The organism is Caulobacter sp. GW821-FHT09H08 (genome assembly GCF_059415885.1).
Map to the genome: position 1 here is coordinate 314,709 of NZ_JBWKOC010000002.1, position 19,520 is coordinate 334,228.

Annotated in this window: 19 protein-coding genes and 1 tRNA gene; 16 read left to right on the forward strand and 4 right to left on the reverse strand. The window is 67.1% G+C overall.

Annotation, left to right across the window (positions count from 1 at the left end):
* Nucleotides 1-29: 29 nt before the first annotated feature.
* The 5 genes from plsX to AC07NN_RS06755 all read left to right on the forward strand — a co-directional run bounded on the left by plsX (nt 30) and on the right by AC07NN_RS06755 (nt 3,236).
* Entirely contained in the window at nt 30-1,112 is a 1,083-nt protein-coding gene (gene plsX / locus AC07NN_RS06735) for a phosphate acyltransferase PlsX (RefSeq protein WP_494638812.1), read from the forward strand.
* Nucleotides 1,109-2,086 (forward strand): beta-ketoacyl-ACP synthase III, encoded by a 978-nt coding sequence (locus AC07NN_RS06740; RefSeq protein ID WP_494638814.1) that lies wholly within the window; start codon nt 1,109-1,111, stop codon nt 2,084-2,086. The genes plsX and AC07NN_RS06740 overlap by 4 nt, the downstream gene beginning before the upstream one ends.
* 256 nt (nt 2,087-2,342) lie before the next feature.
* The gene (locus tag AC07NN_RS06745) at nt 2,343-2,645 is read left to right on the forward strand and encodes an integration host factor subunit alpha (protein WP_099578878.1); all 303 of its coding nucleotides are present in this window, start codon (nt 2,343-2,345) and stop codon (nt 2,643-2,645) included.
* A gap of 11 nt (nt 2,646-2,656) precedes the next feature.
* Nucleotides 2,657-3,082, forward strand: coding sequence for a MerR family transcriptional regulator (locus AC07NN_RS06750; protein ID WP_494638816.1), 426 nt, complete (start codon nt 2,657-2,659; stop codon nt 3,080-3,082).
* Nucleotides 3,083-3,159: 77 nt separating this feature from the next.
* Nucleotides 3,160-3,236 (forward strand) — tRNA-Pro (locus tag AC07NN_RS06755).
* Nucleotides 3,237-3,295: 59 nt separating this feature from the next.
* Here AC07NN_RS06755 and AC07NN_RS06760 read toward each other — a convergent pair.
* Nucleotides 3,296-3,532, reverse strand: a complete 237-nt coding sequence (locus AC07NN_RS06760) for a DUF2842 domain-containing protein (protein WP_494638819.1) — start codon at nt 3,530-3,532, stop codon at nt 3,296-3,298.
* Nucleotides 3,529-3,780 (reverse strand): GlsB/YeaQ/YmgE family stress response membrane protein, encoded by a 252-nt coding sequence (locus AC07NN_RS06765; protein ID WP_494638821.1) that lies wholly within the window; start codon nt 3,778-3,780, stop codon nt 3,529-3,531. Before AC07NN_RS06765 ends, AC07NN_RS06760 begins: the two co-directional genes overlap by 4 nt.
* Nucleotides 3,781-3,926: 146 nt before the next feature.
* On the opposite strand from AC07NN_RS06765, the gene AC07NN_RS06770 reads away from it, so the two are divergent.
* From AC07NN_RS06770 to argC, 5 genes are all read left to right on the forward strand, one after another.
* The gene (locus AC07NN_RS06770) at nt 3,927-4,958 is read left to right on the forward strand and encodes a COX15/CtaA family protein (protein ID WP_494638823.1); all 1,032 of its coding nucleotides are present in this window, start codon (nt 3,927-3,929) and stop codon (nt 4,956-4,958) included.
* 99 nt (nt 4,959-5,057) lie between these two features.
* Entirely contained in the window at nt 5,058-6,590 is a 1,533-nt protein-coding gene (locus tag AC07NN_RS06775) for an alkaline phosphatase (protein WP_494638825.1), read from the forward strand.
* 961 nt (nt 6,591-7,551) lie between these two features.
* Entirely contained in the window at nt 7,552-8,025 is a 474-nt protein-coding gene (gene rplM / locus AC07NN_RS06780; protein ID WP_494638827.1) for a 50S ribosomal protein L13, read from the forward strand.
* A gap of 3 nt (nt 8,026-8,028) precedes the next feature.
* Nucleotides 8,029-8,502: a 30S ribosomal protein S9 gene (rpsI, locus tag AC07NN_RS06785; protein ID WP_494638829.1), complete on the forward strand. Its 474-nt coding sequence runs from the start codon at nt 8,029-8,031 to the stop codon at nt 8,500-8,502.
* A gap of 91 nt (nt 8,503-8,593) precedes the next feature.
* Nucleotides 8,594-9,547 (forward strand): N-acetyl-gamma-glutamyl-phosphate reductase, encoded by a 954-nt coding sequence (argC, locus tag AC07NN_RS06790; RefSeq protein WP_494638831.1) that lies wholly within the window; start codon nt 8,594-8,596, stop codon nt 9,545-9,547.
* 10 nt (nt 9,548-9,557) lie between these two features.
* Here argC and AC07NN_RS06795 read toward each other — a convergent pair whose 3' ends face one another.
* Nucleotides 9,558-10,190 carry a DUF1287 domain-containing protein gene (locus AC07NN_RS06795; protein WP_494638833.1) on the reverse strand — a complete coding sequence of 211 codons (633 nt, stop codon included), beginning with the start codon at nt 10,188-10,190 and terminating at the stop codon, nt 9,558-9,560.
* Nucleotides 10,191-10,260: 70 nt separating this feature from the next.
* Nucleotides 10,261-12,267, reverse strand: coding sequence for a class I poly(R)-hydroxyalkanoic acid synthase (locus AC07NN_RS06800; RefSeq protein WP_494638835.1), 2,007 nt, complete (start codon nt 12,265-12,267; stop codon nt 10,261-10,263).
* A 125-nt stretch (nt 12,268-12,392) separates the two neighbouring features.
* Here AC07NN_RS06800 and AC07NN_RS06805 point away from each other — a divergent pair, with 125 nt between their 5' ends.
* From AC07NN_RS06805 to recJ, 6 genes are all read left to right on the forward strand, one after another.
* Nucleotides 12,393-12,800, forward strand: a complete 408-nt coding sequence (locus AC07NN_RS06805) for a hypothetical protein (protein WP_494638837.1) — start codon at nt 12,393-12,395, stop codon at nt 12,798-12,800.
* A 109-nt stretch (nt 12,801-12,909) separates the two neighbouring features.
* Complete coding sequence (locus tag AC07NN_RS06810; RefSeq protein WP_494638839.1) at nt 12,910-14,130, forward strand: LL-diaminopimelate aminotransferase; 1,221 nt, start codon at nt 12,910-12,912, stop codon at nt 14,128-14,130.
* Between the two features lie 35 nt (nt 14,131-14,165).
* Nucleotides 14,166-15,455, forward strand: a complete 1,290-nt coding sequence (locus AC07NN_RS06815; RefSeq protein WP_494638841.1) for a homoserine dehydrogenase — start codon at nt 14,166-14,168, stop codon at nt 15,453-15,455.
* 75 nt (nt 15,456-15,530) lie between these two features.
* Entirely contained in the window at nt 15,531-16,484 is a 954-nt protein-coding gene (glpX, locus tag AC07NN_RS06820; protein ID WP_494638844.1) for a class II fructose-bisphosphatase, read from the forward strand.
* A gap of 61 nt (nt 16,485-16,545) precedes the next feature.
* Entirely contained in the window at nt 16,546-17,523 is a 978-nt protein-coding gene (locus AC07NN_RS06825) for a class 1 fructose-bisphosphatase (protein ID WP_494638846.1), read from the forward strand.
* Between the two features lie 77 nt (nt 17,524-17,600).
* Entirely contained in the window at nt 17,601-19,421 is a 1,821-nt protein-coding gene (gene recJ, locus AC07NN_RS06830; protein ID WP_494640033.1) for a single-stranded-DNA-specific exonuclease RecJ, read from the forward strand.
* The last annotated feature ends 99 nt before the right edge of the window (nt 19,422-19,520 follow it).

Below are 19,520 nucleotides of genomic sequence, written 5' to 3' on the forward strand. Positions count from 1 at the left end.
GAGCCGCCTGCCGGAGCTCACAGCGCCACGTGTCCCAATCCGTAGTCATCTCCGTCGACGCCATGGGCGGCGACCACGGCCCCTCCATCGTCGTGCCGGGCATCGCCCAGGCGACCAAGGGTCTACCCGGAGTGCGGTTCCTGCTGCATGGCGACGGCGCGGCGATCGAGGCGGAGCTGGCCAAATACCCGGCGGCCAAGGCCGTCAGCGACGTCCGCCACTGCGACAAGGCCATCGGCATGGACGAGAAGCCCGCCCAGGCCATGCGCCGGGGCAAGGGCTCGTCGATGTGGAACGCCGTCGAGGCGCTGCGCAACAACGAGGCCCAGGCGTGCGTCTCGGCCGGCAACACCGGCGCCCTGATGGCGATCTCCAAGCTGATCCTGCGCATGGGCGCGGACCTGGAGCGCCCGGCCATCGTCGCCAACTGGCCCAACATGAAGGGCGTGACCACGGTCCTGGACGTCGGCGCCAATGTCGAAAGCGACGCCGAGCAGCTGGTCGAGTTCGCGATCATGGGCGCGGCCTACCACCACGCTGTCCATGGTTCGAAGCGTCCGACCGTGGGCCTGCTGAACGTCGGCTCCGAAGACCAGAAAGGCCACGAGGAAGTGCGTGAAGCCCACGCCATCCTGCGCGAGACCAAGCTCGACTTCGACTATCACGGCTTCGTCGAGGGCAACGACATCGCCTACGGCACGGTCGATGTGGTCGTCACCGATGGCTTCACCGGCAATGTGGCCCTGAAGACGGCCGAGGGCCTGGCGCGGTTCTTCACCAACGAGATCAAGTCGACCCTGACCTCGGGCCCGCTGGCCATGCTGGGCGCGGTGATCGCGTCGGGCGCGCTCTCCAAGATGCGCAAGCGCTTGGACCCTAGCCGGGTGAACGGGGCCCCGCTGCTGGGCCTGAACGGCATCGTGGTCAAAAGCCACGGCGGCGCGGACGCCAACGGCTTCGACTCGGCCATCCGGGTCGCCACCAACCTCGCGCGCAGCGACTTCCGCGCCGAGATCGACAGAAATCTGAAGCGCCTGACCGCTGTCGCGGCCAAGGATGCGCCTGCCGAGGGTCAAGGTCCCGGCGTGGATGCCCAGGGAGCGGCCGAGTGAGCGTGGTTCGAAGTGTTGTGACGGGCGTCGGCGCGTACCTGCCGCCCCGCATCGTGACCAATGACGAGCTGGCCAAGTTCGTCGACACCAGCGACGAGTGGATCGTCGAGCGTACGGGTATCAAGCAACGCCACCAGGCGGCCGACGACCAGCCGGTCTCGGAACTGGCGGCCGAAGCCGCCAAGGACGCCCTGGCCGCCGCCGGCAAGACGGCCGCCGACGTCGACCTGATCATCGTGGCCACCACCACGGCCGACCTGACCTTCCCGGCCGTCGCCACCATGGTCCAGCGCAAGATCGGCGCGCCGGTGGGCATCGCCTTCGACGTCCAGGCCGTCTGCTCGGGCTTCGTCTACGCCATGAGCGTCGCCGACGGCTTCGTGGCGCGCGGCCACGCCAAGTGCGCCCTGGTCATCGGCGCCGAGACCATGACCCGCCTGATGGACTGGAGCGATCGCGGCACCTGCGTGCTGTTCGGCGACGGCGCCGGCGCTGTCGTGCTGGAGCCCAAGGCGGGCGAGGGGACCATCGCCGACGAGGGCATGCTGGGCTTCGCCCTACGCGCCGACGGGACCAAGCAGGACCTGCTCTATGTCGACGGCGGCCCGTCGACCACCGGCACGGTGGGCAAGCTGCGGATGCTGGGCAACCAGGTCTTCAAGCACGCCGTGGTCAACATCTCCGAAGCCATCCACGCGGCCGCCGCCAATGCAGGCGTCCAGGTGGCGGACGTCGACTGGTTCATCCCGCACCAAGCCAACCAGCGCATCCTCGCGGGCGTGGCCCATCGCTGTGGCATCGACGAGGAGAAGGTGATCTCGACGGTCGCCATCCACGCCAACACCTCGGCGGCCTCGATTCCGCTGGCCTTCGCGCATGGCGTCAAGGACGGCCGGATCAAGAAGGGCGACCTCTTGCTACTGGAAGCCATGGGCGGTGGCCTGACCTGGGGCGCCTGCGTTCTGCGGCTCTAATCTGGACGCGCGATGGCCGCCGAAACCGGCATCCACTTTCGGCCATCGCGCTTTCAAGGCGCAGCTTGCGCGATCCTGCCGATTGGCATGAACTCCTGACGTTGAGCCTTTGACTTCATGCGATAATCGCGGCATGAGGTCGTCGGTGAAATTCGGCGCGGCCAGTTGAGGGCGGTCGCACAAAACCGAAGTTTGCCGCGAGTGCTCCATCAGAGGTGGTCCATCGGACCGCCACGATACGCGTGAAGGGGGTTGCATGAAGGGCGCTACTTTGACCCGAGCCGACCTGTGCGAGGCGGTTCATGAAGAGGTCGGACTGACCCGTCAGGACTGCGCCGGACTGGTCGAGCGCACGCTGGATCTCGTGGCCGAGGCGCTCGAAGAGGGCGAAACGGTCAAGTTGTCCGGCTTTGGCGTCTTCCAGGTCCGCGCCAAGCGGGCCCGCATGGGCCGTAATCCCAAGACCGGCGAGCCGGCGGAGATCGAACCCCGTCGGGTGATCGGCTTCCGCGCTTCCCAGGTCATGAAGGCGCGAATCGACCGCGCCTTGGGCGACTAGGGATTCATGCGGTGGCGAAGGGGCCGAACGCCTTCCGCACGATATCCGAGGCCGCTGAAGAGCTGGGCGTGCCGCAGCACGTCCTGCGCTTCTGGGAAACCAAGTTCTCCTTCATCCGCCCGATGAAACGGGCCGGCGGGCGGCGCTTCTATCGCCCGCAGGACGTGGCCGTGCTGAACGGCGTCCGTACGCTGCTGCACAGCGAAGGCCTGACCATCAAGGGCGTGCAGAAGCTGCACCGCGACCAGGGCCTGGCCCAGGTGATCGCCGCGGGCATCGGCTCGAACGGTTCGGCGAGCCTTGATCCTGACTTCGACTACGAGGCGCCCGCCGTGCAGGCCAAGCGTCTGGAGGGCCGTGCGCGCGACCGGCTGGCCTTCGCGCTGGACGATCTGACGGCCATCAAATCGCGTCTGGACGGTCTTCTGACGCGCTGAAGCGGGCTCGATAATTTCGTCCGAAATCGCTGTTGCCCAACCTCGGAGCGGCGCCTATAAGGGCGCTCCTTCCGCGTCGGAGCGTGGCGCAGCCTGGTAGCGCACTTGACTGGGGGTCAAGGGGTCGCAGGTTCGAATCCTGTCGCTCCGACCATTTCCTTCGGGAAGTAGCGGAAGAAGAGAGGCCGCCCTTCGGGGCGGCCTTTTTCATTTCTAGCGTTGGCCGACGTCCAGCGGCTTGTCGGCCTTGCCCATCCACGAGATCAGCGGAATCACCGGCAGGACCCAGCCCATGCCTAGCGCCACGAAATAGACGAGGTGCACGAAACGATTGTCCGGCAGTCGGTCGTAGAGGCTGGTGAAGATCCAGATCCAGGCGAACAGGATCACCATGACGCCGATCGAGCCGATCAGCTTGCGCAGGCGGGCCGGGATGAGAGGAGCGCTCACGCGGGTCTCCGGATAAGGCCGAGCACGGCCAGGAACAGGACGGCCCCGACGCTGGAGACGATCAGCTCGCCGACGAAGCCGACGAGATGCAGGTCGATGCGCGAAGCGATGAACGCTCCGATGAACGAGCCGATCACGCCGATCAAGAGCTTGATGAACAGCGAGTGCCGGCGCGCCAGCACCAGATCGGCGATCCAGCCGGCCAGGATGCCGATCACCGCCGCCGCGAACACGCCCATGCCACTCATCGTCTTCTCCGCCCCCGCGTAAGGCTTGTTCTGGCACGAAGCCGATACGCAGTCATGCTGAGCCAGAGAAACATTGATGCGTGTGATTGGCGGGCGTAGGGAAGTCTCGCCGCATTTCGGCCCATAAGTGACGCTTTTCCGATCCTATGACGTCTTTCCTGCGTTCCGACCGTTCGCGCGCCGTCGCGATCTGGCTCTTCATCGTCGCCGCCATGGTGTTCGCCATGGTCGTCGTGGGCGGCGCGACCCGCCTGACCGACTCGGGCCTCTCGATCACCCAGTGGAAGCCGATCATGGGCGCGTTGCCGCCCATGTCCGAGCAGGCCTGGCGCGAGAGCTTCGAGCTCTACAAGAAGATCCCCCAGTTCCAGCTGGTGAACCCCGACATGACCCTGGAGGGGTACAAGGGCATCTTCTGGTGGGAGTGGGCACACCGCCTGCTGGGCCGCACGGTCGGGGTGGTGTTCGCCATTCCGTTCGCCGTGTTCCTGATCCGCCGCGCCATTCCGCGCCGCCTGATCTGGCGCTGCGCGGTCATGCTGGGCCTGGGCGGCCTGCAGGGGCTGGTCGGCTGGTGGATGGTCTCCAGCGGGCTCTCGGAGCGCGTCTCGGTCGCGCCTGAGCGCCTGATGATGCACCTGGGCCTGGCGCTGGCGCTGTTCGTGGTCCTGATCTGGACGGCCCTGGACGCCTGGAGCGGTTCGCCGCGTGTCGAGGAACGCTCGGCCTGGCGTGGTTGGGCCTTGGCGTTCCTGGGCGCGGTGTTCTTCCAGAGCCTGCTGGGCGCGCTGGTGGCTGGCAACGACGCCGGCCTCGTCTACAACGACTGGCCGCTGATGAACGGCGGCCTGTTCCCGGCGGAGTACGCCGGCAAGGGGCTCTGGGGCACCCTGGCGCACAGCCAGGGCGCCGTGCAGCTGCATCACCGCCTGGTGGCCTACCTGCTGTTCGTCGCGGGCATCGCCCTGGCCGTCGTGGCGCGCCGTGACCGTCCGCTCGCGGAGGGCAGCAAGCTCGCGGCCCTGGCCGTCGCCGCCGTGGTGGTGCTGCAGGCGGGCCTGGGGATCTGGACCCTGATGGCCAGCGTGCCGATCGTGCTCGGTGTCCTGCACCAGGCCGGAGCGGCATTGCTGCTAGGCGCGGCGACGGTCTTCGCCTGGCGAGTACGCCGCCCCTGATTTTCCCAAAGATCTGATTTTCCGAGGCCTGAAACAGAGCCCCGGAACAACTGTCACAAGCCGAGCGCAAATCGGGCCGATTCCTCATGGAGCTTGGCCTTGATCCGCTCGCTTGTTCTCGCCCTCGTCGCGTCCGCCGCCGTTCCCGCGCTCGCCCTGGCCCAAAGTCCGGCCTCGGCCAGCACGTCCGACCCCTACTACAAGGCCGGCGAGGCGGCCCTGGCGCGGCAGCTGGCCGTGGTCCCCAACACGGGCAAGGCCAAGAACGTCATCCTGTTCCTGGGTGACGGCATGGGGATTTCGACGGTCACGGCCGGCCGCATCTATGACGGCCAGTTGAAGGGCGTCGACGGCGAGTCGAACGCGCTGGCTTTCGAGAAGCTGTCCTATTCGGCGCTTTCCAAGACCTACAGCCACGACACTCAGGTCACCGACAGCGCCGCCGGCATCACGGCGATCATGACCGGCGTGAAGACCCGCAACAAGATCATCGGCCTGACCGGCGCGGCGATCGGCGAGAAGTGCGAGACCGAGAAGGGGAATAGCGTCGAGACCCTGGCCGAACTGGCCAAGGCGCGCGGCAGGTCCGCCGGCGTCGTCACCACCACCCGCGTCACCCACGCCACCCCGGCCGGCGCCTACGCCCACACCGCCTATCGCGACTGGGAAGGCGACAGCGACATGCCGGTCGAGGCCCGCGAGGCCGGCTGCAAGGACATCGCCCGCCAGCTGATCGAAGCACCGGACGCGCTGCGCCTGGACGTCGTCATGGGCGGCGGTCGTTCGCGCTTCCTGCCCGAGGAGAAGGACGGCAAGCGTACGGACGGTCGCGACCTGACCGCCGAGTGGCTGAAGGCCGAGGGCGCGGGCGCGGCCTATATCACCACGGCCGATCAGCTGAAGGCCCTGCCGGCGGACACCCGCCACGTCATGGGCCTCTTCGCCGCCGAGCACCTGCCTTACGAGCTCGAGCGGCCGGTGCTGGGGCAGGGCGTCCCGACCCTGGCCGAGATGGCGACCTCGGCCATCGACGTGCTGTCCAAGAACCCCGACGGCTACTTCCTGCTGGTCGAGGGCGGCAAGATCGACATGGGCAGCCACCTGGGCAACGCCAAGCGCACGCTCAGCGAGACCGTCGAGTTCTCCAAGGCCATCGCCGCCGTGCTGGCCAGGATCGACCTGAAGGACACCCTGGTCGTCGTCACCGCCGACCACAGCCATGGCCTGGTGCTGTCGGGCTATGCCGCCCGCAACGCGCCGATCCTGGGCCTGGCGGGCAACGAGGGCGATCCGGCCATCGCCGCCGACGGCAAGCCCTATACGACCCTGATGTTCGCGACGGGTCCAGGTGGCCCGCAGGGCAACGACACGCGCAACGACCCCCTGAAGGAAGACCTGGACGACATCGACTACCACCAGCAGGCGGCCGTCGGCCTGGGTAGCGCGGCCCACGCCGGCGAGGACGTCGGTGTCTTCGCCGACGGCCCGCAGGCCTTCCTGCTGCGCGGCGTGGTCGAGGAGAGCTACATCTTCCAGGTCATGCGCCACGCCTTCGGGTTTGATGCGAAGGCGGATACGCCGGTCGCCGCCGCGCCGGTGGAAGCCGTCAAGAAGAAACGCCGGCTGTTCTAGGTAAGCCCCCCACCTAAAACCCTCTCCCGTAGGGAGAGGGAGGGACCCGCGCCGCAGGCGCGGGAGGGTGAGGGGATGGGCGAAGCCGGGTTTTGAGTCCGCGCAAGCGCCTGACTTTTCGTGACTTCAAACGGTGAGCGGTGTTGTCCCTCACCCTCCCATGCTGCGCATGGGCCCCGCCCTCTCCCCAGGGGAGAGGGTGGCGTTATGGGGATCGGGCGTCGCCTATTCTCGGAGTTCGCGATCTCGAACCCAACGAAATCAATGGCTTCTCACTTTTACACGCCCCTGAATCATCCGCGCCCAGAACCACTGCACAATCATAGCCATCCCTGTCGCGGGGGAGGGCGTTTGGATCCGGCCCAAAACGGCGGCGGGGGTAGGTTGAGCGGGGCCGCTGGCGGCTCCCGGAGGCTCGAAGGTCGTCGCATCCTCGATGAGGATCGGCTGGCGATCGGGCAGCGCCGGGACGAAGCCGACAGCGGAGCGACAGGGCGGTGATCGTACAAGCCGCCTATCGTGGACCGTCGGGCTGGAGACGGATGTAGCCGATCCAGTTGGTCCGCGCCCGTCCGGGGGCAAGTGGGGTCCCGAGCTGAAAGACGCTCACGCCCCCCATCCTCACGGGCAAGAACAGCCTGGCGGAGCGGTCTGCGAGCCGAAACACAACAAACCAATACGGTCTCCGGGTTCGCCCGGCCGCTCCGTCACCTCCCCATCACCTTCAGCGGCAAGCCGCGTGAAGCGGCGGACGTGCGTCCAGTCCAGCATAGGCGCGGTTCAAGAAATGAGATAAGGTATCATAATACCGTAATACTTATCTCGTTGTATTCTATAAACTTTGTAAGTTTTTCGAACTGCCGTTGTTGACAGCTCGCGAACCCTCCCGTACATGCCGCCGCTCACACGGACGGAACCGGCTTTCTCGGGTTCGGACGCCCAGAAATTACGGATCAATCCCATGCAAAAGACCACGGCTTCCCTGAAGCCCGCCGAGGTCGAGAAGAAGTGGATCGTGGTCGACGCCCAGGACGCCGTTGTCGGCCGTCTGGCTTCGTTCATCGCCATGCGTCTTCGCGGCAAGCATCGTGCTGACTACACCCCGAACGTCGACTGCGGCGACTTCGTCGTCGTGATCAACGCCGACAAGGTGAAGTTCACCGGCAAGAAGCTGGACGACAAGGTTTACTACCGTCACACCGGTCACCCGGGCGGCGTCAAGGAAACCACCCCGCGCAAGGTGCTGGGCGGCAAGTTCCCGGAACGCGTTCTGGAGAAGGCCGTCGAGCGTATGCTGCCGAAGGAGAGCCCGCTGGCTCGCAAGCAGCTGACCCACCTGCTCATCTACAACAACGGCGAGCACCCGCACCAAGCGCAAAGCCCGGAAGTCGTCGACTTCGCGGCGCGCAACGCCAAGAACACCCGGAGCCTCTAAGCCATGACCGACGCACAAGGCTTTGAAGCGCTGGCTAGCCTGTCCAGCAACCCGGAAACGGCCGCTCCGGCCGAGCCCAAGATCGACGCCCAAGGCCGCGCCTACGCGACCGGCAAGCGCAAGAACGCGATCGCTCGCGTCTGGATCAAGCCGGGCAAGGGCCAGATCACGATCAACGGCCGCGACCAGCAAGTTTACTTCGCTCGTCCGGTGCTGCGCATGATGATCGCCCAGCCGCTGGAAGTGACCGACCGTCTGGGTCAATTCGACGTCGTCGTGACGGTCGAAGGCTCGGGTCTGTCGGGTCAAGCCGGCGCCATCCGCCACGGCCTGTCCAAGGCCCTGACGTACTACGAACCCGGCCTGCGCCCGGTCCTGAAGCCGCACGGCTTCCTGACCCGCGACAGCCGCGTCGTCGAGCGTAAGAAGTACGGTAAGGCCAAGGCCCGCCGCAGCTTCCAGTTCTCGAAGCGCTAATCGCGACGATTACGTTTTTGGGAAAGGGCGCTTCGGTCAGGCCGAAGCGCCCTTTTTCTTGTCTTGTCTCTTGTCAGGATTGGAGTCCGCCATGGCGAACGCTCCCAAGGTCTTTATCGACGGCGAAGCAGGCACCACCGGCCTGCAGATCCGCGAGCGCCTCGTTGCCCGCACCGACCTGCAACTGATCTCGATCGATCCCGACAAGCGCAAGGACGCGGACGCCCGCGCCGAGATGCTGAACAGCGCCGACGCCGTGGTCCTCTGCCTGCCCGACGAGGCGGCCAAGGAGGCCGTGTCGCTGGTGGCCAATCCCGACACCGTGATCATCGACGCCTCGACCGCCTATCGCACGGCCGAGGACTGGGCCTATGGCTTCGCCGAGCTCGACAAGGACCAGCGGGGCAGGATCGCCGCCTCCAAGCGTATCTCCAATCCGGGCTGCTATCCGACCGGCGCCATCGCCATGACGCGGCCGCTGGTCACGGCGGGCATCCTGCCGGCCGAGTTGCCGGTCTCGTACAACGCCGTCTCGGGCTATAGCGGCGGCGGCAAGGCCATGATCGCCGAGTTCGAGGACGAGAGCGCCCCGAACCACACCAAGGTCCCGTTCCGGATCTATGGCCTGTCCCAGAACCACAAGCACGTGGCGGAGATGCAGAAGCACGGCGGCCTGCTGAACCGGCCGTTCTTCGCGCCGGCCGTCGGCCGCTATCTGCAGGGCATGCTCGTGGAGCTGCCGCTGCACTTCTCGACCCTGAACGGCGCGCCGTCGCTGGTCGATATCCACGCGGCCCTGGCTGACCACTACAAGGGCGAACAGTTCGTCGAGGTCGCCTCGCTGGCCGAGGCCAAAAGCCTGACGACCCTGGATCCGGAAGGCCTGAACGGCACCAACCGCCTGAAGCTCTTCGTGTTCGGCTCGGACACCAGCGGCCAGGCCCGCCTGGTGGCCCTGCTCGACAACCTGGGCAAGGGCGCTTCGGGGGCGGCCGTTCAGAACATGAACATCGCCCTGGGCCTCAAGGAAGACGCGGGCCTCTAGACCCGCGCGCTCACACCCGCCAGCGGTAGTGGCCGGCGGGCTTGTGCAGCTTGAACATCCACAGGGGCTCCTCGCGGACGCCCTGGCCGATGTTGTGCGCCACCCGAGCTCGCTGAGGCCCGTCGACAACGACGCCCAGGTGAGGACGTCCGCCAACGAGTCGCCAGGTCAGGATGTCGCCCGCCTGAGGCTCCTCGAACGCGTCGCCGCCCAGGGGATGCGCCGCCGGCAACGGCAGGGCGGCGCGCTGACGGTTCAGGAAGGCCTCGAGGTTCAGCACGCGCCGGTGGTCGATATTGGCGTCCGGCTTGGTCAGACCCCATTCCTTGCGCGACGGATAGGCGGCGAAGGCCTGCAACATGTCCTCGTGGACCCGCTGCTGTAGATCGATGTCCCAGGCGTCACGAGCGGCGCGGATGAGGACGTCCGAGCAGACGCCGCTGGTGCGTAGGACATCCCCGTTCGGATAACCGATCGCGCGGTAGCCGGGATCGTAATCGACCGTGACGCCGATCTGCTCACGGGCCGCGACGGCCAGCTTGCGGCCCGCGTCCGGAATCAGCGCATGGCTCGGCCCTCCGCGCGCCAAGAGAGGCGTTGCGGCCAACATCCCCAAGGCTGTCCGGCGGCTGAGCGTGAGCATGGCGGGGAAGCTTCGCCACGATCACGGCGGCTTTTGGGCGAACGCGGTTCACTTGGCCGAAAAGGACGCCCTAGGTCTGCGACTTCACCAGCACGAAGCTGCCGGGCGCGTCGCCCAGGGGCTTCAGCGGACCCTTGATCGGGTTGCGCGCCGGAATCAGCTCGCCCGAACGACCCCTGAGCCATTCGGCCCAGTGCGGCCACCATGAGCCCGGATGCTCCTCAGCGCCAGCGATCCACTGGCCGACGTCGCCGGGCAGCTTATCGTTGGTCCAGTGCTGGTACTTCTTGGCGTCCGGGTGGTTGATCACCCCGGCGATGTGGCCCGAGCCGGCCATGGTGAAGGTCACCGGACCGCCGAACGCCTTCGCGCCGCGATAGACGCTGCGATAGGGCGCGATGTGGTCGTCCTTGGACGACTGGACGTAGATCGGAGTCTTCACCTTGGAGAGGTCCAGGTGCTCGCCGCCCAGGCTGAGCTGCCCCGTGGTCAGGGCGTTGTCCTTGTAGAAATTGCGCAGATAGAACAGGTGCAGCGACTTGGGCATCCGCGTCTGGTCCGAGTTCCAGAACAGCAGGTCGAACGGGCGCGGCTCCTTGCCCATCAGGTAGTTGCTGACGAAGAACGACCAGATCAGGTCGTTACCGCGCAGGGCGTTGAAGGTGTCGGCCATCGACTGGCTGGGCAGGAAGCCGCCGGCGGCGTCCATCTGCTGCTCGATAGACTGCAGCCATTCCTCGTTGGTGAACAGCAAGAGGTCGCCGGCCTCGGCGAAATCCTGCTGAGCCGCGAAGAAGGTGGCCGAATTGATCCGCTTGTCGCCGCGCGCGGCCATGTGGGCCAGGGCGACCGACAGCAGGGTGCCGCCGATGCAGTAGCCGACCGTGTTGACCTTATCGACGCCGCACTGGGTCATGACCTGCTGGGTGGCGTCGTAGATCCCTTCGAGCATGTAGTCCTCGAAGGTCTTGGCGGCGAGCTTCTCGTCCGGATTGACCCACGAGGCGACGAAGACCGTGAAGCCCTGGCTGGATAGCCAGCGGATCATCGAATTCTCGGGCCGCAGGTCCATGATGTAGAACTTGTTGATCCACGGCGGGAAGATCAGCAGCGGGATCTCGCTGACCTTGTCGGTGCTGGGATCGAACTGCAGCAGCTGCAGGATGTCGTTCTGATAGACGACCTTGCCGGGGGCGGTGGCGACGTTCTCGCCGACCTTGAACTTGGCCAGGTCCGTCTGGCTGATCGCCAGTTGACCGCCGCCGCGCTCGAGATCGGCGGCGAAGTTGGCCATGCCGCGCACCAGGCTCTCGCCCTGGGTCTGGACCACCTCGCGCAGGGCGGCCGGGTTCGACATCAGGAAATTCGACGGCGAGAAGGCGTCGGTCAGCATCTTGGTGAAGAACTCGACCCGGCGCTTAGTCGCGGGCTCGACGCCGTCGACCTCGGCGATCAGGCCGTTCAGCCAGTTCGATGACAGCAGGTACGACTGCTTCATCAGGTCGAACATCGGGTTCGACGCCCAGTCCGGGTCGTTGAAGCGCTTGTCGCCGGCGGCGGGGGCGACGACCGGGGCGACCTCTTCGCCGGCGGCGCGACGAGCGGCCGATTGCCAGAGCTCCATGTACTGGCTGAAGAGATCAGCCTGGGCGCGCATCAGCCGGTCGGGCTGGGCGGCCAGACGGCTCATCACCTCGTTCAGCGCAGGGGCGACGTGGAACGGATCGGGCGAGAGCGCGGCGGGACGGTCGGCCTGGCGCAGCGCCGCCTCGGCGATCGCGCCCTGGGCGGTGACGGCCGCGCGGGCCAGGTTCGCCGACAGGGTCTCGACCATCTTCAGCTGATCAGGCGAGAGCACCTTCTCGAACGGCGGGAAGGGCGGGGCGCTCGGTCCGGGGCGCGGACCCGCGTCGCCGGCCGGCTTGGTCGCCGATTCGGTCTTCGGCGGCGGCTCGACCGCTTCCGGCTTGGCCTTGGTCTTTGTGGTTTTTGGGGAAGCCTTGGGCTTGGTTTCAGTCGTCTCCGCCTTGGAAGCAGCTTTTTTCCGAGGCTTGGGGGCGGCCTTCGCCGTAGCCATGAGGTTTCTCCGCTTGTCCAAAGGCAGTTAGCGAAAAGCCGTTCGGAACGCCTTTCGCTCGCCGCGATCATCGCATAAGACCAGAACCAATGAACGGCGAAACCCGCAAAATCGTACGTGTTGCCATGATCGTCGGCCTGAGCGCCGGCGCGGCGGCGTGCGTGGCCAGCCCGTTCAAGACCGCTCAGGTCGATCCGAGCTCGTCGGTCGCCGCAGAAGTGGCCGCCGCGGCCAAGGAAAAGGGCGAGCGCCGCAAGTTCTCGGAAATCCCGGCGATCCCGACCGACGTGCCGACCGCCGACCAGGTTCGCTCGGCCGTCGTGCAGCAGCAGCGCGCCGGCGACGCCCTGGCCAAGGCCGTCGCGCCGAGCACCTGGGAGCTCAAGGATACCGAGGCCTACGTCGGCAAGGCCCAGCGCGACGTGAAGGCGCCGGCGCTCGCCGCGCCGACCGACGCCGATCGCGCGAACACCGAAGCCTTCGCCGCCGCGGCACGCGGCCGAGCTAGCGCGCCTCCGTCCCAGCCCAAGTAGGGCGACGGAGGCATAATCTTCCTTGAACCGGCTTGGCTTGACCCCGCGCGGGGTCTATCCATGCCCGACTTTTCGCTCCCAGAGCGCCGAAGCGGCGCACAGAGCCCTCATGAGCACCGATTTCCACCGTATCCGCCGTCTCCCGCCTTACGTCTTCGAAGAGGTCAACAAGATCAAGGCGCGCCTCCGCGCCGAGGGGACCGACATCATCGACTTCGGGATGGGCAATCCCGACATGCCGACGCCGCAGCACATCGTCGACAAGCTGATCGAGACGGCCCGCGACCCGAAGGCCGGCCGTTACTCGGCCTCGAAAGGTATTCCCGGCCTGCGCAAGGCCATGGCCAACTACTACGGCCGCCGTTTCGGCGTGAAGCTGAACCCCGACACCGAAGTGATCGCGACCCTGGGCTCCAAGGAAGGCTTCGCCAACCTGGCCCAGGCCCTGACCGGTCCCGGCGACGTCATCATCTGCCCGAACCCGGCCTATCCGATCCACGCCTTCGGCTTCATCATGGCCGGCGGCATCATCCGCCATGTGCCGGCCCTGTCGCCGGAAGAGTACCTGTCCAACATCAGCCGCGCGGTGAAGCACTCGGTGCCGCCGCCCTCGGTGCTGATCCTGTCCTATCCGTCGAATCCGACCGCCCAATGGGTGGACCTGGACTTCTACAAGGACGCGGTGGCGCTGGCGAAGAAGCACGACCTGCTGGTCATCAGCGACGTGGCCTACGGCGAGATCTATTTCGACAACAACCCGCCGCCGTCGATCCTGCAGGTCGATGGCGCCAAGGACATCGCCGTCGAGGTCAACTCGCTGTCGAAGACCTATGCCATGGCTGGCTGGCGCGTGGGCATGGTCGTCGGCAACAGCCGCATCTGCGCGGCCCTGGCCCGCGTGAAGTCGTATCTAGACTACGGCGCCTATACGCCGGTGCAGGTCGCCGCCGCCGCAGCGCTGAACGGCCCGCAGGACTGCGTCGACGAGATCCGCGGCATCTACAAGAGCCGCCGCGACACCCTGATCAAGTCGATGAAGGGCGCGGGCTGGGACATCCCCAATCCGCCGGCCTCGATGTTCGCCTGGGCCAAGATCCCCGAGCAGTATCGTGAAGCCGGCTCGATGCTGTTCTCGCGCCTGCTGATCGAAGAGGCCGGCGTCGCCGTCGCCCCGGGCATCGGCTTCGGCGAGTACGGCGAGGGCTATGTGCGGATCGGTCTGGTCGAGAACGAGCACCGCATCCGCCAGGCCGCGCGCAACGTGAAGAAATTTATCGCCAACGCCGACTCCATCCTGGCCAAGGCCCACAACAAGATGGAACAGGCCTAAAAGGCCCCGTCGGACGGCGTAACGAGGATTCGAAGATGACGAACAAGACCTGGCGCGTCGGCGTCGCGGGCCTGGGCACCGTTGGCGGCGGCCTCCTGCAGTTCCTGGCCGATCGCCCGAACTTCGCGCCGGCCGGCGACGCCGCCGTGGTCACGGCCGTGTCGGCGCGCTCCAAGTCGCGTCCGCGCACGGTCGATATCTCGAACCTGGCTTGGTTCGATGATCCGGTGGCCCTGGCGGCCTCGCCGGACATCGACATCTTCGTCGAGCTGGTCGGCGGCTCGGACGGTCCGGCCAAGGCCGCCGTCGAGACGGCCCTGAAGGCCGGCAAGCCGGTGGTCACGGCCAACAAGGCCCTGATCGCCGAGCACGGTTCGGAACTGGCCGCCCTGGCCGAGGCCAACAACGTCCCGCTGCTGTTCGAAGCGGCCGTCATGGGCGGCGTGCCGGCCGTGAAGATGATGCGCGAAGCCCTCGTGGGCGACGACATCGTCTCGGTGGCCGGCATCCTCAACGGCACCTGCAACTTCATCCTTTCGGAGATGGAGAAGACGGGCCGCTCGTTCGCCGACGTGCTGCGCGAGGCCCAAGGCCTGGGCTATGCCGAGGCCGATCCGACCATGGACGTCGGCGGCTTCGACGCCGGTCACAAGGTCAGCATCCTGGCCGCCCTGGCCTTCGGCTGCGCCCCGAACTTCGCGGCTGCTGAAATCGAAGGCATCAGCGAGGTCGACCTGCTCGACATCAAGCTGGCCAAGGACCTGGGCTATCGCATCAAGCTCATCGCCGGCGCCGCCAAGTCCGACGACGGCGTGGCCGTGAAGGTTCATCCGTCGCTGGTCCCGCTGGACCATCCGCTGGCCCAGGCCGGCGGGGCGCTGAACGCGCTCTTCATCGAGGGCAAGCGCATCGGCCGGATCTTCGTGCAAGGTCCGGGCGCCGGCGCCGGCCCGACCGCCGCCGCCGTGGCCGCCGACATCGCCGACGTCATGACCAAGGCCGTGCGCCCGGTGTTCCAGGCTCCGGCGGGCGAACTGACCTCATTCACCGCCATTGATCCGGCCCGCGCCGTGGGCAAGGCCTATTTGCGCGTGATGGTGAAGGACGAGCCCGGTGTGATCGCCGCCATCTCGGAAACCCTGGCCGAATGCGGCGTCTCGATCGACAGCTTCCTGCAGAAGCCCGTGGATGGAGCGGGCGGCGTGCCGATCGTGCTCGTTACGCATGCGACGCCGGAATCCAAGCTGCTGGATGCGATTACCCGCATCGAAAAGCTTGAGACCGTGCTAGAGCGTCCCCGCCTTCTGCGCGTCGCGCGCATCTAAACGACCCAGAAAACTGGGCGTTGAAGGCGACATTGGGAACAAGGCCGTCTTCTTGCGGGCGGCTGGGAGAAACGGATGAGTTCGAACACCCTGGACCGCTCACTGGTCCTGGACGCCGTTCGCGTGACCGAAGCCGCCGCCATCGCCTCGTGGACGATGCTGGGCCGCGGTGACGAAATGGCCGCCGATCAGGCCGCCGTCGACGCGATGCGCAACGCCCTGAATGAGCTGGAGATCGATGGCGAGATCGTCATCGGCGAAGGCGAGCGCGACGAGGCGCCAATGCTCTACATCGGCGAGAAGGTCGGCACGGGCAAGGGCCCCAAGATCGACATCGCCCTCGACCCGCTGGAAGGCACGACCCTGGCGGCCAAGTCCCAGCCCAACGCTCTGACGGTGATGGCCTGGGCCCCGAAGGGCACGCTGCTGAACGCGCCCGACACCTATATGGACAAGATCGCCTGCGGTCCGGGCCTGCCGGCCGGGGTGATCGACCTCGACAAGTCACCCGCCGACAACATCAAGGCCATCGCCGCCGCCAAGGGCGTCGCGCCGACCGAGATCACGGTCTGCGTGCTGGATCGTCCGCGTCACGCCGAGATCATCGCCAATGTCCGCGCCGCCGGCGCGCGCATCCATCTGATCACGGATGGTGACGTCGCCGGGGTGATCAACACCACCGATCCCTCGACGGGCATCGACCTCTATCTCGGCTCGGGCGGCGCGCCGGAAGGCGTCCTGGCCTGCGCCGCGCTGAAGTGTGTTGGCGGTCAGTTCCAGGGCCGCCTGCTGTTCCGAAACAACGACGAGCGCAACCGCGCCACCAAGTGGGGCATCACCGAACTCGACAAGAAGTACGACCTGCACGAGATCGTCCGTGATGAGGCGATCTTCGCCGCCACGGGCGTGACGCGCGGCGGCCTGGTGGATGGCGTCACCTATCGCGACGGCTGCGTCCACACCCATACCCTGGTGATGAACTCCTCGACGGGCACGGTCCGCGAGGTTCGCATGAAGCGGAAGGTCTAGACCTTCCTGTCACGGCCGCCCTGTAGAGGCGGCCGTTCTGCTTTCTGGTTTGAGGTTACAGATGACCACCTTTGTCGACTTGGCCGCATGGCTCGCGGCGGAGCCGGCGGACGCCGCTCTCAAGGACGTCGTCCAGACGATTGCGGACACCTGCGCGGGCATCAGCCGAGTCGTCGCCTCCGGCGCCTTGTCGGGCAGCCTGGGCGCGGCCGGCAGCACCAACGTGCAGGACGAGGAGCAGAAGAAGCTCGACGTCATCACCAACGACATGCTCAGCGACGCCCTGAAAGCCTGTGGACCGGTCGCTGGCCTAGCGTCGGAAGAGCTTGAAGAGATCGAACCGACCGGGCGTGTCGGCGGTTACCTCGTGACCTTCGACCCGCTGGACGGCTCCAGCAACATCGACGTCAACGTCTCGGTCGGGACGATCTTCTCGGTGCTGCCCGCGCCCGCCGGCCATGCGCCGACCGAAGCCGACTTCCTGCAGCCGGGCCGCAACCAGGTCGCCGCCGGTTACGCCGTCTATGGCCCGCAGACCATGCTGGTCCTGACCCTGTCGCAAGGCGTGCGCGCCTTCACGCTCAGCGCGGACGGCCAATGGCTGCTGACGCACGAGACGCTGAGTATCCCGGGCGATACCGCCGAGTTCGCGATCAACATGTCGAACCAGCGCCACTGGGCGCCGCCCATGCGCCGGTACATCGACGGTTGCCTGCAGGGCAAGGACGGCCCGCGCGCCAAGAACTTCAACATGCGCTGGATCGCCTCGATGGTGGCCGACGTCCACCGCATCCTGATCCGTGGCGGCGTCTTCATGTACCCCTGGGACGCCCGCGAGCCCGGCAAGCCCGGCAAGCTGCGCCTGATGTACGAGGCCAATCCGATGGGCTTGGTCGTCGAACGGGCCGGCGGCAAGGTCACCGACGGTGTCAACGACGTCCTCGACATCCAGCCGACCAAGCTGCACCAGCGCGTGCCGGTGGTGCTGGGCTCGGCCAACGAGGTCGAGGTGGTGCGGAGCGAAATGGCGGCGGGCTAAGCAGGGGCTCGCCACGTCCGGAACTGTCGCTCCGGCGCCGCATGGTCCGAATCCACGTGACCAGCTACTCTCCCCCGATGCCTGCCGACGGTGTCTCCAACATTCCTTCCGACGCCTTCCTGGGCGTCGAGCGCTCGCTGAGCGGCCGCGCGTGGCGCGAGCGGCCCGCCGACATGGCGGTCGTGCGCGAGATCCAGCAGCGCTACGGTCTGACCGAGCCCCTGGCGCGAGCCCTGGCCTCGCGGGGCGTTTGTCAGGACAGCGCCGAGCACTATCTGCGCCCGACGCTGAAGGCGTTGTTCCCCGACCCGTCGACCTTCACCGACATGGACCGGGCCGCCGAGATCCTGATCGACGCGCTGGTCGCCGGTCGGCCGACCATGGTGTTCGCCGACTACGACGTCGACGGCGCGACCAGCGCCGCGCAGCTGGTCCGCTGGTTCCGCTACATGGGCGTCGAACTACCCATCTACATTCCCGACCGCCTGACCGAGGGCTACGGCCCCAGCCCGGCAGCCTTCAAGACCATCCGCGATGGCGGGGCCGAGCTGGTCGTGACCCTGGACTGCGGCGCGGCGGCCTATGACGCCATCGCCAGCGCCGGCGAGATCGGGCTGGAGGTCGTGGTTATCGACCACCACCTGATGCGCGAGGACCCGCCGGCCGCCGCCGCCGTGGTCAATCCCAACCGTCCGGGCTGCCAGAGCGGGCAGGGGGTCCTGGCCGCCGCGGGCGTCACCTTCGTGCTGCTGGCCGCCCTGAACCGCGAGGCCCGCAAGCGCGGCCTCTTCACCGAGGAGCGCCCGCAGCCTGATCCGCGCCAATGGCTCGACCTCGTCGCCCTGGGCGAGGTCTGCGACGTCACTCAACTGGTCGGTTTCAATCGCGCCCTGACAGCCCTGGGCCTGCGGACCATGGGCGCGTGGGCCAATCCGGGCTTGAAGGCGCTGTTCGAGGTGGGCAAGGGCTCGGGCGATCCGTCCGTGTTCCATGCCGGCTTCATCCTGGGTCCGCGCATCAACGCCGGCGGCCGGATCGGTCGCTCTGACCTCGGCGCCAAGCTGCTGTCTACGGACGATCCGCTTGAGGCCGCCGCCTTGGCCGAGGAGCTCGACAGTCTCAACACCGAGCGCAAGGCCGTCGAGGCCGCCGTGGTCGAGGAAGCCGCCGCCGTGCTGGAGCGCGGCAGCAACTTCAATCCTGATGCGCCGGTCATCGTGGTGGCCGGCGATGACTGGCATCCGGGCGTCATCGGCATCGTGGCGGGGCGCCTGCGCGAACGCTATCGCAAGCCGGTGGTGGTGATCGGCGTCGACCGCGCCGCCAATGTCGGCAAGGGCTCGGGCCGCTCGCAGCCGGGCGTGAACCTGGGCAAGGCGATCCAGGCCGCCTACGAGGCGGGCCTGCTGATGGCCGGCGGCGGCCACGCCATGGCGGCGGGCCTGTCGATCCGCCCCGAGATGATTCCCGAATTCCGCGCCTTCCTGGAAGAGCGCCTGGCCGGCGAGATGGAGGCGGTGGGAATCGAGTCGGTCGATATCGACGCCCTGGTCCAGCCGCGTGCGGCGACTCGCGCGTTGCTCGACGACTTCCAGCGCCTGGCGCCATTCGGTCCCGGCAATCCCGAGCCGATGTTCGCCCTCACCCAGGTCCGGGCCGAGCGCGTCTCCGCCCTGAAGGGGGGGCATGTGCGCATGGACCTCGTGGGGCCGACGGGCGACCGTATCAAGGCGATCAGCTGGCGCAGCGCCGAGACGCCGTTGGGCCAGCGCCTGCTGGCCGGAGGCGGCGCGCTGGATGTCGTGGGCAAGCTGAAGCCCGACGACTACATGGGCCGCAACGGCGTTCAGCTGGAGATCGAGGACGCCCACGATCCCAGAGCGCGTTGCGCTGACTAGGCCCGTTGTCGCAGGGGATGTGGACGGACCGAAAAAATGACTTTCGGCGGCTTGCGCACCCCAAAGGTCGCGGCTATACACCCGCTTCCTCGCGGGGCC